Below are 16,004 nucleotides of genomic sequence, written 5' to 3'. Positions count from 1 at the left end.
TTTCGGGGTTATGGTTTTACAGACTAAAAATCTGTATTTCAGAGAAAATTTTATTGCACTTAAAATGTAAACAGTTATTATCATCGGTATAGAAATCAGTTATTTCCCTGCCATCGACAACAATTTTACGAACCTGGAATTTAATACCAAAAACATTACAAGCATAGAATTCGTAATTTGGTGTATATAATCCTTCTGTAAGCTGATTAATTTTTATGGATGAGGAATCGCCTTTTACCGTGAACTTTTTCTCCAGGTAAATATCCTGCTCATACGCAAATGTATCGCCATGATCTTCATACATAAATGAATTTACCTCATAATCACTGTTATAAATATTGAGGGTCACTTCTGTAATTGCTTTTTCATCAACATACTGCATTACCGGATATTCCGGAATTACAGATCCGGCCCTTACAAACATTGGCATACTGTCGATCTTTGCTTCAATCAAATGTTCACTTTCGCCGGCTAAAATTTCATTTGTCCAGTAATTGTACCAGGTTCCTTTCGGAAGGTAAACCATTCTTGATACGGCACCTTGCTCCAAAACCGGGCAGATTAAAAGTTTATCGCCATAGCAAAACTCATCCTGACGGAAATGATTACTGATTTTTTCCTGTTCAAGCATAACAAGCGGCCTCAAAATCGGAAAACCATAACGATGATGCTCCCAAAAAACCGAGTATAAATATGGCATCAAACGATACCTCAATTCAATAAACTTACGGTTGATGTTTTCAAAAAAGTCGCCAAAACTCCAGGGTTCCCGCTCTGCAGTGTCGCCTGCGGAGTGTGCCCTCATAAATGGTGAAAATGTGCCCAGCTGTATCCATCTGGTAAATAATTCCCCATCCGGTTCGCCACTGAAACCGCCAATATCCGTACCGCAAAAAGGCACGCCCGATACCGATAAACGCTGACACTGGATATTGCCCATTTTCAGGTGTTCCCAGCTTGCAAGGTTATCGCCTGTCCAAACACTTGCATAACGCTGCATACCTGAATAACCCGCTCTTGTAATGGTAAAAGGACGTTTATTACGCATCAGCTTTTTCAAGCCTTCGTAGGTAGAACGGACCATCTGCATGCCATAAACATTATGTGCTTTACGGTGCGAACCACGGAAACCATCGTAATTGTGGCGGACATCGTTGGGGAATGTTCCGGAACCGAAAACGGCCGGCTCATTCATATCATTCCAGAAACCGGCCACACCCATATCGACCAATTCCTTATATAAATTACCCCACCAGGTACGCACTTTTGGATTTGTAAAATCAGGGAACTGACAACGGCCAGGCCATACATGCCCTTCCATATAGTAATCATCGCTCCGGCGGCAAAAAAATCTTTTCTCTTTACCTTCTTTAAAAACCCAGTAGTCATCATCAACTTTTATTCCCGGATCAATCATCACAACGGTTTTAAAACCATCATCTGAAAGTTCCTTAATCATTCTTCTTGGGTCAGGAAAGTATTTCTTATTCCAGGTAAAGCAGCGATAACCATCCATGTAATCGATATCAAGGTAAATCGCATCGCAAGGAATTTTACGTTCGCGGAACTGCCTGGCAATTTCTTTAACTTTCGATTCCGGGTAATAGCTCCAACGGCATTGCTGATAACCTAAAGTCCATTTTGGTGGCATCGGATGTGTACCGGTTAAGCTCGCGTAGCGTTTAACCACATCCATCATATGCGGGCCGTGGATGTAATAATACTGTAATTCGCCACCATCCGACCAGAAACTGGTTTTACTCACATCTTCAGAACCAAAATCGAAATATGATTTGAAAGTATTATCAAAGAAAATACCGTAGGCGGCCTTGTTGTGCAATCCTATATAGAAAGGTATTGTTCTGTAAAGCGGGTCCTGATTCCATCCGAAAGAATACGCATCGGTATTCCAGTTCTGAAACCTGCGGCCACGTAAATTAAAATTTCCTGACTTATCACCCAATCCGAAAAAATTCTCTTCGGGATGGCATTTTTTGGTTGCGAAAATGTAATAACCACCAAAATCAGTATTTTCTTCCCAGTGCATCGAGTTTGCCTCATCAACCATTACGGTTCCGGTAATGTTATCGGAAAACGTAATGTGAAAATTAGATTTATCGATTTTGCAGGTTACTGCATGTGTAGAAACCGTATAACTGTCTTCATGTTCATGCATTTTAAATACAGAAACTTTCTGGTCAACTTCCGGAACAGCATAAGAAAAATCATCAAGAAAGACACCATGCGGCGCAAGGCGGACACGAATAATATCGTCGCTCACTACCCGGATTTCAACTCTGGCATCGCCATCGGAAAAATAAAACCGGTTACCTTCTTTTTTAACTTTTTTAACCGTTCCTAAATATTGCTTTACAATTGGCTTTACAGATATATCAACAGGATTATTTAAATGTTGTATTTCCTGTTCTTTTTCAATCAGCTCACTGGCCGGGCTTGGCTTATCGTTTTGCGCTTCCATCCTAATAATTCAAAAAATTAATTCGACTTTCTTAAAAATTTGCTCGTTAAGAAAGTACTATAATACGCATATTTTATAAAAGGCGGTAGCTGTTCATAAAAAAACCTTCTGATTTTTAATTCAGAAGGTTTTTGAACCCTGGATATTTAAGCTGTTTTTTTTAAAGAGAATATCTTTAACAACTGGATATTAAGGCAATTATGGATTAAATGCGAACGCCAGGTAATAAATTGCACCGGCCGCCGGATTACCATACGAGGTGATGTAATATTTATTCGTGATGTTTGAACCACCCAATTTGATTACAGAATTTACAGACGGTATTTTCAGGTTCACCTGCGCATCCAATGTGCTGTATGCCGGTACTTCGCCTGAAGCAAACGAGGAATTCCAGTAAAATTTGTCTTGCCAGCGGTATGAAACATTAAAACCAAAGTTCTTGATGATTTCTTTATTGCCCAAACCGAGGTTGAAACGAACTTTAGGTGTATTAAAATCATTGATGTAGTTAACCGGAAGATCACCAATTTGGTTGTATGATACGTTTCCGCTTAAATTCCATTTATTAACCAAATAATCTAAACCTAATGCTGCACCGTATGAGGTAACTTCTCCTGCGGCATTAACCGGAACCCCAAACTTAACAAAAGTAGGACTGGCCGGTGTGCCAACATTCTGATAAACGTCAACAGCAGTAATAAAATCTTTGTAGGTATTGTAGTAACCGTATGCGTCAATTAATAAATTTGAGGTGATTAATCCTTTATAACCTAACTCATACGACTGAACACTTTCGGGGCGAACACCTTTTGTATCAAAAGTATATTGTTGCAATAAAGCCGGATTCGGAACTCCCGTTGCAGCAGAGGCTAAGAAAGCACGATAACTTACATCCGTGTACCCTTTATTTACATCAAGTTTATACTTTCCAAACATAATTTCCGGCAAACCGCCGATTAAGCGCTGAGAACCTCCGCCAACGGATAAATCTATATACTGATTCTGGGTTGTAGGATTACGATAGCCGGTTTGATAAGATGCCCTGATGTTATTATTCTTCGCAATGGTAAAAACGCCGGTAATCCGTGGTGTAAAACGACCTTCAAAGTTCATGCTTTTATCATACCTTCCGGCAAAGGTGAACTTCACTTTATCATTAAACATCTTTTTTCCTATCTGCGCAAAAGCACCATATTCATTAATGTCGATAGATTCATTTAAATCATTAAAAATGGTTCCTGCTGAATTCAAATCATACAGACGATAAGATGCACCCAATTGAAACTCTACCACATTATTAAATGCATTGGTAAAATTGTACATACCCTCATAATGGTATAAATTAGTTTTATCATCAAACTTAGCACCATAAATACTTTTGGAAGGATCAGCAGCATTAATAGAAGTTGCACTGATGGTGGTATTCATAATGTTGTTCTTAGCGGTTGCAAACTGCGGCGACCCGGGTTCGAAACGACCCTGATTGGCAACCCCTCTTGCAAATACATGCGCAGCTGCATCAGTTTGCCCCGCTGCCCTGGCACCTACGTAATTACCTATATATTGCGGAAACCAGGTGGTAGAAGGTTTAGAAACCTCGTTAATGTAACTTCCAAGAATGGAGGAAATGTAAGAATCTCCGGAACGTTCCTGAGTGGTATATCCTTTTACATAAAAATCCTGTCCTTTTACTTCAATTTTATACTGTCCGATGTTAAAATTACGAAGAGAATAACGGTCAGAACCGGTATAAACAGATGTTCCTGTTCCCCAGTTTGCCTGTGCCACTGCCTGAACCGTACCAGAAATATTGTAATATACAGCACCGGATGCTTTCAGCGATTTTGTGTCGTAATCCACCAGATTTTCTTCATTATACCCGGTTCTTGATACATTTTGATCAGGAATTAAGTTCGCCTTTAATCCCACATAAAAAGGAAAATAGTTTTGCACCGTAGGACGCAATGCTGCCGGCAAACCGGCTAAAAAACCTGCCTGTTGGGCGGCATTCGGGATAGCGGCGCCAAAAGTTCCGTCTATTAATGATTTAATATTCGGTATCGCCCCACCTGTACCGGCATTTATACCGGCAATAGTTGCATTTTGTACGCTCAGAGCAACATTTCGCATGTTTTGACTAACCTCATCCCCGTAAGAATTAATACCGTCATAATTTGTATCGCTGTTTCTATCGCCTGATTTCGCTGTTCTTGAAACCCTGTCAAAATTTGAATAATTATTACCAAACCAATCTTTAGCCTGTAAAAAAGAGAATGCCGCTTTAACGCCAAACTTATTGTTCCATGATTTAGCCAAACGAACATCTAACTGATTGAAAGGCTGAACGCTGCTGTTATCGTCGTTAACATGGTTAACACCGGTTTTATATTGAAAGCTTGCACCCTGATATTTAAATGGATCTTTTGATGTCATCAGCAATGTTCCGTTAATACCGCCGGCACCATATAAAGCTGATGATGCACCTGGTAAAAGTTCAACATTATCAACATCCAGATCGGTAATACCTACAATATTACCAACTGAAAAATTTAAACCAGGTGCCTGGTTATCCATTCCATCTATATATTGGTTAAAACGTGTGTTACCGTTTGAATTGAAACCCCGGGTATTAATAGATTTAAAAGTCAAACTTTGCATACTGCTTTCTACACCTTTCATGTTATTTAAGGCGTCGTAAAAAGATGGAGCCGCGATTTCCCGAATGGAGGCTGCGCTCATCCTTTCAATCGAAACCGGCGATTCGAGTATACGTTCAGGCGTTCTCGACGCCGAAACAACCACATCACCACCCAATATCGCTGCAGCTTCCAATTCTACAATGAGTCCGCTCGTATTCCCCGTAACCTGTTGTTCTACGGTTCCGTAACCTATATAACTGCTCACCAGGGTAAAAGGCACTTTTGATGTTGTGGTAAAACTAAATGTACCATTAGAACTGGTTGCCGCACCGCCGGATTGACCTTTAACAATTACGGTTACACCCACTAAGGGTTCTTTGGTTTGCCTATCTCTAACGGTTCCGCTCACCGTTATGTTTTGTGCCTGCACTGTAACGAAGGTTACACATACAAGAACAAACACATTGAAGATCTGTGTAAAGATTTTGCTCATAAATACTGGTAATTTTGGTTAGTCCCTTTAATTAGTTAGTTAAACTTAAATTCTTTTTTTGAATTAAACAAATTATGTTAGCATAATAATTACAATTGAATTTTAAATTTTGATTGATATGATGATTGTTGTATTTTGCAATAATATCGTTCAGCAGATAATCTATGAAATGTTGATTTTAGCTAACCATTTATGAATAAACTTAAGGCTCTTTTCTGCGTTATAATTCCTGTAGCAATCGCTTTTCTCTTTAATACAAAAATTGGCAGTACACCGCCCCTGCTTAAGTTTTTAAATCCCTTTATGGGTTTCTGGCAAAATGCGGAGAATAATCATTTTATGTTTAACCATAAAGCAAGAATTAAAGGCGCAACTGATGAAATAGAAATTGTATTCGACGACAGGATGATTCCGCATATTTTTGCTAAAAATGATCATGACCTGTATTTGGCCCAAGGCTATGTAACGGCCATGCACCGTTTATGGCAAATGGATTTTCAAACACGTTTTGCCGCAGGTAGAATAAGCGAAGTAGTTGGTGATAAAGCCCTTGAGGTGGATAGATACCAGCGCAGAATGGGCATGGTTTACGGCGCTGAAAATTCTTTAAAGGGGATGATGGCTGATCCAAAAGCTAAAGAAATGATTCTGGCTTACACAGACGGAATTAATGCTTATATAAAAACGCTTTCTCATGCTAATTATCCGATAGAATATAAAATTTTAGATTTTAAACCTGAAAACTGGGCGCCAATAAAATGCGCACTGCTGTTAAAGCAGATGTCGGCCGTTCTGGCAATGGGTTCAGATGAATTCTACATGACCAACATCATGAAAAAATTCGGACCTGAGGTTACCAAAAATCTTTTCCCCGATTATCCCTTCCGGGAAGACCCCATTATTCCTGTTGGTACAAAATGGGATTTTTCGCCCTTACCAATACCAAAAACGCCGGAATCATTTACTAAAGCACAAACAGGTGAGGTAAAAACAAAAGAAAAAATCGAAGGCATTGGCAGTAATAACTGGGCATTGTCGGGTGCTAAAACAGCATCGGGTTACCCGATTCTGGCAAATGACCCACACCTGGATTTAACCTTACCCTCTATCTGGTACCAGATTCAATTGCATGCGCCTGGTGTAAATACCTATGGTGTTTCATTACCCGGAGCGCCGGGTGTAATTATTGGCTTTAACGGCAAAATAGCCTGGGGTGTAACCAATGTTGCTGCCGATGTGCTGGATTTCTACCAGATTAAATTTAAAGACAATTCGCATAAAGAATATTGGTACAACAACGCCTGGAAACCAACTAAAACCAGACTCGAAACAATAAAAATACGTGGCGGTAAAGATGAAATAGATACTGTTTATTATACCCACCACGGACCTGTGGTCTATTTTCAAAAGCCAAAATATAGCAGGGCAAATAACGTTCCCGTTGGCGATGCTTTAAGATGGATTGCCCATGATGAATCTAATGAACTCATGACTTTTTACTATTTAAACCGTGGTAAAAATTATAATGATTACAGAAAAGCTTTAACTTTTTATACTGCACCGGCACAAAATTTTGTATTCGCCAGCGTGGATAACGATATCGCAATAACGCCAAACGGTAAATTCCCCTTAAAATGGAACGACCAGGGAAAATTTATTTTAGATGGCACTGACCCGGCCTACGACTGGCAGGGCTGGATTCCCGCTGCCCAAAATCCAACGGTTAAAAATCCGGCAAGGGGTTTTGTAAGTTCAGCAAACCAGTCTTCAACAGATAAAACCTATCCTTATTATATCAATTGGGAATTTGCACCTTACGAACGTGGAAAACGGATTAACGACAGGCTTGGCGTAATGAACAAAGCCACAGCAGATAGTATTCGCCTGATGCAAACGGATAATTACAGCATTATGGCGCAAAATCTTTTACCCGCCTTACTACCTTTGTTAAATAATGATCAGCTAAATGCAACCCAAAAAGAGGCTTTAAATTACGTTTCTAAATGGAATAAAAGATACGATGCAGATAAAATAGCAGCCAGCGTTTTCGAAATCTGGACGAAGCGCTTAAGTTTCGATATCTGGAATGATGAATTTGAAGTTGAAGGCATTCCGATGCGTTACCCATCCAGAGACAGAACGGTTGAAATGATTTTGAAAGAACCAAATGCTAAATGGTTCGATAATGTAAAAACATCCTCAAAAGAAACCTTATCTGATTTAGTTAACGAAGCATTTAAATATAGCTGTGATAGTTTAGAACGCAGGTTTGGCCCAATTAATAAAGATTGGTATTGGGGAAATGTAAAACAAACCAATGTGCCTCACCTTGCGAAAATACCAGGTTTCGGTTCGAAAGTTTTACTTATCGGTGGTGCTAAAAGTACCATTAATGCCATCAGCGAAACGAATGGCCCATCATGGAGAATGGTTATCGAACTTGGTAAAATCCCAAAAGGCCATGGCGTTTATCCGGGTGGCCAATCAGGTAATCCGGGTAGTAAATTCTATGATAATATGATTGACACCTGGGCAAATGGTAAGCTTTATGACTTGTTCTACATGCAATCTCCTGATGATAAATCAGGTACCGTAATCTCTCGTTTAAAAATTTCTAAATAAAAAAAATGGTTTTCATCGTCATAATAATAGTTTGTTTTCTTTTGCAGATGGCAGCACCCTGGTGGGTCATTATTGTAGTTTCATTTGCAACTTGTGGCATTATCGGTAAAACCGGTAAAATTGCCTTCTGGCAGTCATTTTTTGCCATATTCTTACTTTGGATTGGTTATGCTTTATTTAAAAGTTTACCAAACGATAATGTACTTGCAGCAAGAGTAGCCGTAATGACGGGCGTAAAAATCTGGTGGATTTTATTATTTGTAACCGGGTTATTGAGCGGACTTGCAGCGGGAATTAGTGGCTATTGCGGCTACCAGTTTCGTAAGGCGATGCTGGTAAAAAAAACTGATGAAAAAATAGCATAAGCCTTCGTACTTTTGCTTTTGTGAACTTTACTACTAAAAACATCTTTTCTATTCAAAATGCTGAAGAATTTGAAGCTTTGGCTTTAGCAGTATTTAAACATCAGGCTCAAAATTGCCTGGTTTATGCTGAATATATTTATCATTTACATATCGATGTTAAACAAGTAAAAGACATAACCCAGATTCCTTTTTTACCCATCAGTTTCTTTAAAACGCATGCTGTTCTAAGCAATACAAAGCCAATAGAAATTACTTTTAGTAGCTCAGGTACAACCGGAATGGTCCAAAGCAGCCATCATGTAACCGACGTTAAACTTTATGAACAAAGCTATTTACAGGCTTTTAACCAATTCTACGGGAATATAGAAGATTACTGCTTTTTAGCACTTCTTCCATCCTACCAGCAACGTACAGGCTCCTCATTAATTTATATGGTTAATGATTTGATCGAGCAAAGCAGGCATCCTGAAAGTGGCTATTTTTTGTATAACCATGATGAACTTTTTGAAACCCTTAGCACCTTAAAATCCAAAGGGCAAAAAACGGTTCTGATTGGTGTTACTTATGCCCTGCTCGATTTCATAGAAACTTATCATTTAAATTTCCCGGATTTAATTGTAATGGAAACAGGTGGCATGAAAGGAAAGCGTAAGGAAATGGTTCGTGAAGCATTACACGAACAATTGACCAAAGGCTTTGGAATAAAAACCATCCATAGTGAATACGGCATGACCGAACTTCTCTCACAGGCTTATTCTTTAGGCGAAGGCATTTTTAATTGCCCGAGCTGGATGCAGGTGCTAATCAGAGATACGAACGATCCTTTAACTTTAATAGAACACGGCAGAACAGGGGGTATAAATGTAATCGATTTAGCGAATGTTAATTCCTGTTCGTTCATCTCCACGCAAGATTTAGGCAGAATAAATTCGGATGGCAGCTTTGAAGTTTTAGGCCGCTTCGATAATGCGGATATAAGAGGTTGTAATTTGTTGGTGCAGTAATCTAAAACAATCTTTCATCAAACATAAATGGTTTTACTTCAACAATCTTTATTTTATTTGAGTCTGGATGATTTACGTTCATCAAATAATTAAATTCATCTTCAATAAGTACTGATGGTACTTTGAGCAATAAAAACTCTTTGTGCTTAATAAATTCATCTCCAATTTTTGTTAGTACAGCTGGTCCAGGGTAAGATTTCCAATTTTCAGGCAAATCTTTAGTTTCTATATTCTTAATTAAATTATCCGGCAGTTCAAAAACGGTTAAGCATAAATCCCTGGAATTACTCATCGAATTTTTATTCACTAAAACCTCTAAAGCTGCTAAAGCTCTGCTTGAAGCCATATAATGTAGCGGAACCCCAACAGAATTCCAGCGACCACCAAACAACTTAGCACCTGTGCCACTGTAATCTTTTGCGTGTTTGCAATTAGAAATTCTGTACAGCATCATTAGCTGAAAACACCATATTCTATCCTACCCAAAATATTTAAAACCATGTTAAAACCAATCCGGGTATCTAACAAATTGAACGGAATTTCGCCACCTAAGGCAAAATTTGGCGATTTTACCCAATTACTAAAAGCTTTTTCGCTTCCTAAAACCTCGATACCACGTTCGTACAACAAAGCCAGTTCTATAGCTCTATCAGCGTATTCCGTTTTAACCAACGTATCGGGCGTGTAGCGTTGTAATGTTCTATCAGAAATATGTAAAACACCGGCCATTTCTTCAATGGTTAACGAAATCTGTTTTGCCAAAGCAATTAAAGATTTTTTTGCTATCCCCTTACGTGCAAGTTTTAGTAAATCAAAATCGGAAGGGTTTGCATATTTACTACCCATCATGGCTACCATAGGTGTATGATTAGAAACCCCATAGATAGCTACCGGTTCTTCAACTTTTGAAATATCTTCGACTTTCTTTTTCATACCCGACAATTATACCCGAATATATACATTTTGTCTGAATTACAAAAATAACGTTCATAAAAAAATCCCAGCTTAAAGTATGGGATTTTTGACTTTGGTAAAAAGGTTTTTTAAATCTATTCAGCGATTAAAAGAAAATAATTTTTCTTCCCTTTTTGAACAACGATAAACTTATCGTTAATCAGGGTTTCTGATTTAAAAACCTGATTTGCATCGGCAACTTTCTCCTTATTCACCGAAACACCGCCACCCTGAATTAATTTTTTAGTTTCCCCTTTTGAAGGAAAAACAGTTGTTTTTTCTGCTAATAAGGTTGCCGCATCAATCCCTTCGACAAGTTCAGATTTTGAAATTTTAAACTGAGGAATACCTTCAAAGATTTCTAAAACCTGGTTATCGGATAAGCGCTTTAAAAACTCCAGAGAACCATTTCCAAACAAAAATTCTGATGTTTTAATTGCTGTTTCCAAAGCTTCAGCAGAATGTGTTTTCACCGTAATGTCTTCTGCCAGTGCTTTTTGCAAAATCCTCAAATGCGGTGCAGCATCATGTTCCGTCTCTAAAGCTTCAATTTCAGATTTGGTTTTCAACGTGAAGATTCTAATCCATTTTTTCACGTCATCATCTGATGCATTTAACCAGAACTGGTAAAATTTGTATGGAGAAGTTTTTTCGGCGTCTAACCAAATAGCACCACTTTCGGTTTTACCAAACTTAGTTCCATCTGCCTTTTTTATTAATTGAGTGGTAATTGCATAAGCCGTTCCACTATCTTTTCTTCTGATTAATTCTGTTCCGGTTACAATATTACCCCATTGGTCTGACCCCCCCATTTGTACGATACAGTTATGGTTTTTCCATAAATAGTAAAAATCAAATCCCTGCACCAGCTGGTAGCAAAACTCGGTAAAAGACATTCCGGTATCGCCTTCCAGTCGTTTTTTAACGCTATCCTTCGCCATCATGTAGTTTACGGTAATGTGTTTACCTACGTCACGGATAAAGTCTAAAAAGTTCATGTTTTTGAACCAATCTGCGTTATTAACCATTACTGCGCCATTGCCAGAATCTTCAAAATTCAGGAACTTCGAAAGCTGGCGCTTCATACCGGCTAAATTATGCTCAACCATCTCAGGCGTCTGCAGGTTACGTTCATCAGATTTCCCTGAAGGGTCGCCAACCATGCCTGTTGCACCGCCAACCAAAGCAAATGGTTTATGCCCGGCATTCTGAAAATGAATCAGGGTCATAATTTGCGTTAAATGACCAACATGTAACGAATCGGCGGTAGGGTCAAAACCGATATAACCTGAAGTCATACCTTCATTTAACTTTTCTTCAGTATTCGGCATAATATCATGCAACATGCCTCTCCAACGTAACTCTTCAACAAAATTTGTCATGGTCTAAAATTAATTGCGCAAAGATAGTTTTTTGAGGGTAAAGCTGAAAGTTAAATGCAGAATGCAAAATCCGTTCTGATTAAATTAGTCGCCCTGCGATAAGACACCCGCATTAACTAAATCCGGCACTTTTAAAAACCTATATTTACAACATGAATTTCCTTTCTCATTTTTATTTCGACAGGTTAAATACCAATGCCAATGTGGTAATGGGTGTTGTGCTACCGGATTTAATAAAAAATGCATCTAAAGAATCTAATCTATACCCACAAAAAAATGAGTTTCTTTTTTTAGGCAGCCCTGACGAAGAAGCAATCCTAAAAGGATGGAAAAGACATCTGGCGGTAGATTTACTTTTCCATTCCTCCGATTTTTTTTTAGAAAAAACGACAGCGTTAAAACAACTTATTATCCCTGTGATCGAAAATACGCCCGTCAGACCATCATTTCTGGCACACATCGGACTTGAACTTTTATTGGATCATTTACTTATTGAACACAATTTAATTCAGGTTCATCAATTTTATGATAATTTAAATGCTGTTAAAAAAGAATCACTCAGCGATTTTCTGGAACACTGCAATCTTAAAAACCATGATATTTTCTTTAAGTTTCTCGAACAATTCATCAGCAGCAAGTATCTGTTAAGTTACCAGAAACTGGAAAATATAAGTTATGCATTAAACCGTATTTGCATGCGTTTGTGGCCGGAAACCTTAAATGATCCGCAGATAAATCAACTCACCCATCAACTCGCCATTTTTAAAGAAGTTTTAGAAAAAGACTTCATGAGTATTTTCGAATACATCGATAATCAGCTTACATAACTAATATCCTTATCGCTGCCAATTTTTGGTAACGCATTTACTTTCTTATTTTGATTATTTGAAGCAAAAATAACGGCGCCTAAAGCTAATGAAAGAAATATCCCTTCCGCAATTAAGCCTCTGCGTTTTCGCTTTACACCTTTGATAATATTATACAATGCAATAAATCCCAAACTGCCCAATTCAATTGCTTTTTGCGATTTATACGATACGTTTCCTTTTCTGGTAAAAGCAGCGCTCATCAAACTATCTACCATACTCAAGTTTCTGGATACTGATTTCTTAATTTTTCCTTTTCCGTAATTTATACCGATAGCATTACCAGCAACTTTCAACCCTTCTACCAATAATTCTTCTTTTATATTTTTTCTTGTAGTTGTATTTCTCATGTGCATCCGTTTATGTTTTCCAACACCATACAAACGGATATGGTTTTGTATATTTTTAATTTACACGAATGAGAAACATTTTCTACAAATGTTAATTTAAGATGAAGAGGGGGTATTTACCTATGGCAAAAAACAACAATTTTCTCTAAGTTTGTTCCATGTCGCTATTTGCAGTAAAAGAAGAAATGGATGCCCTTGTGGCCGAATTAAACCAGCATAATTACAATTATTATGTTTTGGCGATGCCAACAATAGGTGATTTTGAATTCGATAAAAAGCTTAAACACCTTGCCGATTTAGAAAAAGCAAATCCTGATCTTGCAGATCCGAATTCGCCTACACAAAGGGTTGGTGGCGACATTACTAAGAATTTCGTAACTGTTCAACATAAATACCCAATGTTATCATTGGGAAATACATATAACGAACAAGATTTGCGTGAATTTGATGAACGCGTCAGAAAAGCCATCGGCGAAAATTTCGAATACGTATGCGAATTAAAATTCGATGGTTTATCCATTAGCTTAACTTACGAAAACGGCAAACTTTTAAGGGCTGTTACCCGTGGCGATGGCACAAAAGGCGATGACGTAACCAATAATGTGAAAACCATTCACACCATTCCTCATCAGCTAAAAAAAGATAAGGCACCCGATCATTTCGAAATCCGCGGTGAAATTTTTATGCATAAAGCTGCCTTTTTAAAGCTAAATGCTGCCCGAGAAGAACTTGGTGAAATTCCGTACGCAAATCCCCGAAATTTTGCTTCGGGTACGATAAAGATGCAGGATAGCGGAGAAGTGGCAAAACGCCCGCTGGATGGCTTCATTTATTTCTTATACACTGATAAAAATCAATTTAAAACCCATTGGGAAAGCCTAAAAGCCGTAAAAGAATGGGGATTCCATGTTTGTGAACATAACCGGCTGATAAAAAACATTGATGACGTTTTAGCATTTATCCACCACTGGGAAAATGAGCGCTTTAAATTGAGTTATGATATCGATGGTATTGTAATCAAGGTAAATAACTATGCACAACAGCAGGAACTTGGATTTACAGCAAAATCGCCCCGCTGGGCCATTTCTTATAAATATAAAGCCGCCGAAGTCGAAACCGTACTGGAAAAAGTAACTTATCAGGTTGGTCGTACGGGTGCCGTTACACCGGTAGCAAATTTAAAACCGGTTCTTCTTGCAGGAACAACAGTTAAAAGAGCAACCCTACACAATGCGAATGAAATAGAACGGTTAGATTTACACGAAGGTGATACCGTTTTTGTGGAAAAGGGTGGTGAAATTATTCCAAAAATCATTAAGGTAAATCTTAATAAGCGGTTGCCAGGCTCAGCGAAAGTCCATTACCTGCACAATTGCCCGGAGTGTGGAACTGAATTAATAAGAAAAGAAGGCGAAGCCGTTCATTATTGTCTGAATGATGAAGGTTGTCCGCCACAGATAGTGGGTAAAATTCAGCATTTCATTAGCAGAAAAGCGATGAATATTGACGGGCTTGGTGATGAAACCATAGAAACTTTTTTTAAGAGAGGTTTGATAAATCATATAAGTGATTTATATACTTTGTATCAAAAATCAGATCAGCTGAAAGCTATCGACCGTTTTGGCGAACGCTCTATCGAGAATATGCTTGCGGGGATAGAAAAGTCAAAGGAAATGCCATTCGAAAAGGTATTGTTCGGTTTAGGCATCAGGTATGTTGGCGAGACTGTCGCTAAAAAACTGGCTGCCGGCGTCAAAAATATAGATAACCTTGCTAAAGCTAGTCTGGAGGAATTGATTGCTATAGATGAAATCGGTCAGCGTATTGCAGAAAGCATCGTTGAATATTTCGGAAAAAATGAGCACTTAACGCAGATAGAACTGTTAAAATCGGCAGGATTACAGTTTGAAATTGAAGAAAAAGTAATAACGCTTGATAGCGATACACTTATTGGAAAAACATTCGTAATTTCGGGCGTTTTTGAGAACTATAGTCGCGATGAACTAAAAGATTTAATTGAAGCCAACGGCGGGAAGATTTTAAGCGGCATTTCAGGTAAATTAAACTACCTGGTTGCCGGCGATAATATGGGTCCTTCGAAACTTGAAAAAGCGAATAAATTAAATATTCCAATTATCAGCGATAATGAATTGTTGGAAATGATTAAATAAATTAATTAACCACAAAGACACAAAGATTATTACTATAGCATCCCTATTGCTTTATATAAATTTAACTATTTAAAATTTTAGGGATGAATGGAAATGAAATTGCAAAATTAATTTTAAACGCAGCTTATCAGGTTCACATTGAATTAGGTCCTGGATTATTAGAATCAACTTATGAAGCCTGTCTGCTACACGAGTTGAAAAATGCAGGGCTTGAGGTTGACGGTCAGATAAACTACCAGTAGTTTATCGGGGGTATCAAACTAGCTTGTGGATATAGAATAGATCTTTTGGTAGAACAAAAGTAATTGTAGAAATTAAGTCTGTAATTATGTTAAATGATGTGCATTTAGCACAAACAATTACGTATTTGAAATTATCAAATTGCAAACTTGGACTATTAATAAACTTTAACGTTGCAAAAATAAAAGATGAAATAAGACGTGTTTTAAATGGAAATTTATAGCAATTAAAAACCTTGCTGTCCTTTGTATCTTCGTGATTAATAATTGCAAGCTTGGATTACTAATCAATTTTAACGTTGCAAAATAAAAGATGGTATAAAGAGGGTAATTAACGACTATCACGAAAACAGATAATCATTGCTCTGAATACCGACAAAGAAGTAAACAAAATCACTTAGTGCCTTTGCGCCTTTGTGGTTAAATTAAATAGTAAATAA

At 37.9% G+C, this 16,004-nt stretch carries 13 protein-coding genes; 7 read left to right on the top strand and 6 right to left on the bottom strand.

Annotation, left to right across the window (positions count from 1 at the left end; genetic code table 11):
* Nucleotides 1–16: 16 nt before the first annotated feature.
* Nucleotides 17–2,479, bottom strand: a complete 2,463-nt coding sequence (locus tag O0931_RS00990; protein ID WP_269413698.1) for a glycoside hydrolase family 31 protein — start codon at nt 2,477–2,479, stop codon at nt 17–19.
* Nucleotides 2,480–2,677: 198 nt separating this feature from the next.
* The gene (locus O0931_RS00985) at nt 2,678–5,611 is read right to left on the bottom strand and encodes a TonB-dependent receptor (RefSeq protein WP_269413697.1); all 2,934 of its coding nucleotides are present in this window, start codon (nt 5,609–5,611) and stop codon (nt 2,678–2,680) included.
* A 192-nt stretch (nt 5,612–5,803) separates the two neighbouring features.
* On the opposite strand from O0931_RS00985, the gene O0931_RS00980 reads away from it, so the two are divergent.
* Genes O0931_RS00980 through O0931_RS00970 form a run of 3 tightly spaced genes read left to right on the top strand, consistent with a single transcriptional unit; the run spans nt 5,804 to nt 9,602 of the window.
* Nucleotides 5,804–8,233, top strand: coding sequence for a penicillin acylase family protein (locus tag O0931_RS00980; RefSeq protein WP_269413696.1), 2,430 nt, complete (start codon nt 5,804–5,806; stop codon nt 8,231–8,233).
* Between the two features lie 5 nt (nt 8,234–8,238).
* The gene (locus O0931_RS00975; protein WP_269413695.1) at nt 8,239–8,598 is read left to right on the top strand and encodes a hypothetical protein; all 360 of its coding nucleotides are present in this window, start codon (nt 8,239–8,241) and stop codon (nt 8,596–8,598) included.
* A gap of 20 nt (nt 8,599–8,618) precedes the next feature.
* Entirely contained in the window at nt 8,619–9,602 is a 984-nt protein-coding gene (locus O0931_RS00970; protein ID WP_269413694.1) for a LuxE/PaaK family acyltransferase, read from the top strand.
* A gap of 1 nt (nt 9,603) precedes the next feature.
* Here the strand turns inward: O0931_RS00970 and O0931_RS00965 are convergent, their stop codons facing one another.
* The 3 genes from O0931_RS00965 to tyrS form a co-directional block, all read right to left on the bottom strand.
* Nucleotides 9,604–10,056, bottom strand: coding sequence for an RES family NAD+ phosphorylase (locus O0931_RS00965; protein WP_269413693.1), 453 nt, complete (start codon nt 10,054–10,056; stop codon nt 9,604–9,606).
* Nucleotides 10,056–10,535 carry a type II RES/Xre toxin-antitoxin system antitoxin gene (parS, locus tag O0931_RS00960; RefSeq protein WP_269413692.1) on the bottom strand — a complete coding sequence of 160 codons (480 nt, stop codon included), beginning with the start codon at nt 10,533–10,535 and terminating at the stop codon, nt 10,056–10,058. The genes O0931_RS00965 and parS overlap by 1 nt, the downstream gene beginning before the upstream one ends.
* A 116-nt stretch (nt 10,536–10,651) precedes the next feature.
* Nucleotides 10,652–11,938 (bottom strand): tyrosine--tRNA ligase, encoded by a 1,287-nt coding sequence (gene tyrS, locus O0931_RS00955; protein ID WP_269413691.1) that lies wholly within the window; start codon nt 11,936–11,938, stop codon nt 10,652–10,654.
* 152 nt (nt 11,939–12,090) lie between these two features.
* On the opposite strand from tyrS, the gene O0931_RS00950 reads away from it, so the two are divergent.
* A complete protein-coding gene (locus tag O0931_RS00950; RefSeq protein ID WP_269413690.1) occupies nt 12,091–12,765 on the top strand; it encodes an ACP phosphodiesterase in 675 nt (224 codons plus the stop codon).
* Here the strand turns inward: O0931_RS00950 and O0931_RS00945 are convergent.
* The gene (locus O0931_RS00945) at nt 12,753–13,154 is read right to left on the bottom strand and encodes a hypothetical protein (protein WP_269413689.1); all 402 of its coding nucleotides are present in this window, start codon (nt 13,152–13,154) and stop codon (nt 12,753–12,755) included. The genes O0931_RS00950 and O0931_RS00945 overlap by 13 nt on opposite strands.
* A gap of 158 nt (nt 13,155–13,312) precedes the next feature.
* On the opposite strand from O0931_RS00945, the gene ligA reads away from it, so the two are divergent.
* The 3 genes from ligA (at nt 13,313) to O0931_RS00930 (ending at nt 15,788) form a co-directional block, all read left to right on the top strand.
* Nucleotides 13,313–15,325: an NAD-dependent DNA ligase LigA gene (gene ligA / locus O0931_RS00940; protein WP_269413688.1), complete on the top strand. Its 2,013-nt coding sequence runs from the start codon at nt 13,313–13,315 to the stop codon at nt 15,323–15,325.
* An 83-nt stretch (nt 15,326–15,408) separates the two neighbouring features.
* Entirely contained in the window at nt 15,409–15,567 is a 159-nt protein-coding gene (locus tag O0931_RS00935; RefSeq protein ID WP_269413687.1) for a GxxExxY protein, read from the top strand.
* Between the two features lie 86 nt (nt 15,568–15,653).
* Nucleotides 15,654–15,788 carry a GxxExxY protein gene (locus O0931_RS00930; RefSeq protein ID WP_269413686.1) on the top strand — a complete coding sequence of 45 codons (135 nt, stop codon included), beginning with the start codon at nt 15,654–15,656 and terminating at the stop codon, nt 15,786–15,788.
* Nucleotides 15,789–16,004 lie beyond the last annotated feature (216 nt).

This window comes from Pedobacter rhodius, assembly GCF_027213645.1.
GTDB classification, from domain to species: domain Bacteria; phylum Bacteroidota; class Bacteroidia; order Sphingobacteriales; family Sphingobacteriaceae; genus Pedobacter; species Pedobacter rhodius.
The sequence above is the reverse complement of the archived record's forward strand: the minus strand, read 5'-3'. Positions and strand labels throughout refer to the sequence as shown.

What these genes read in the sequence shown, in the direction of transcription:
- O0931_RS00990 (WP_269413698.1), bottom strand. Translation starts at nt 2,479, where the DNA reads ATGGAAGCGCAAAACGATAAGCCAAGCCCGGCCAGTGAGCTGATTGAA.
- O0931_RS00985 (WP_269413697.1), bottom strand. Translation starts at nt 5,611, where the DNA reads ATGAGCAAAATCTTTACACAGATCTTCAATGTGTTTGTTCTTGTATGT.
- O0931_RS00980 (WP_269413696.1), top strand. Translation starts at nt 5,804, where the DNA reads ATGAATAAACTTAAGGCTCTTTTCTGCGTTATAATTCCTGTAGCAATC.
- O0931_RS00975 (WP_269413695.1), top strand. Translation starts at nt 8,239, where the DNA reads ATGGTTTTCATCGTCATAATAATAGTTTGTTTTCTTTTGCAGATGGCA.
- O0931_RS00965 (WP_269413693.1), bottom strand. Translation starts at nt 10,056, where the DNA reads ATGATGCTGTACAGAATTTCTAATTGCAAACACGCAAAAGATTACAGT.
- parS (WP_269413692.1), bottom strand. Translation starts at nt 10,535, where the DNA reads ATGAAAAAGAAAGTCGAAGATATTTCAAAAGTTGAAGAACCGGTAGCT.
- tyrS (WP_269413691.1), bottom strand. Translation starts at nt 11,938, where the DNA reads ATGACAAATTTTGTTGAAGAGTTACGTTGGAGAGGCATGTTGCATGAT.
- O0931_RS00950 (WP_269413690.1), top strand. Translation starts at nt 12,091, where the DNA reads ATGAATTTCCTTTCTCATTTTTATTTCGACAGGTTAAATACCAATGCC.
- O0931_RS00945 (WP_269413689.1), bottom strand. Translation starts at nt 13,154, where the DNA reads ATGAGAAATACAACTACAAGAAAAAATATAAAAGAAGAATTATTGGTA.
- ligA (WP_269413688.1), top strand. Translation starts at nt 13,313, where the DNA reads ATGTCGCTATTTGCAGTAAAAGAAGAAATGGATGCCCTTGTGGCCGAA.
- O0931_RS00935 (WP_269413687.1), top strand. Translation starts at nt 15,409, where the DNA reads ATGAATGGAAATGAAATTGCAAAATTAATTTTAAACGCAGCTTATCAG.
- O0931_RS00930 (WP_269413686.1), top strand. Translation starts at nt 15,654, where the DNA reads ATGTTAAATGATGTGCATTTAGCACAAACAATTACGTATTTGAAATTA.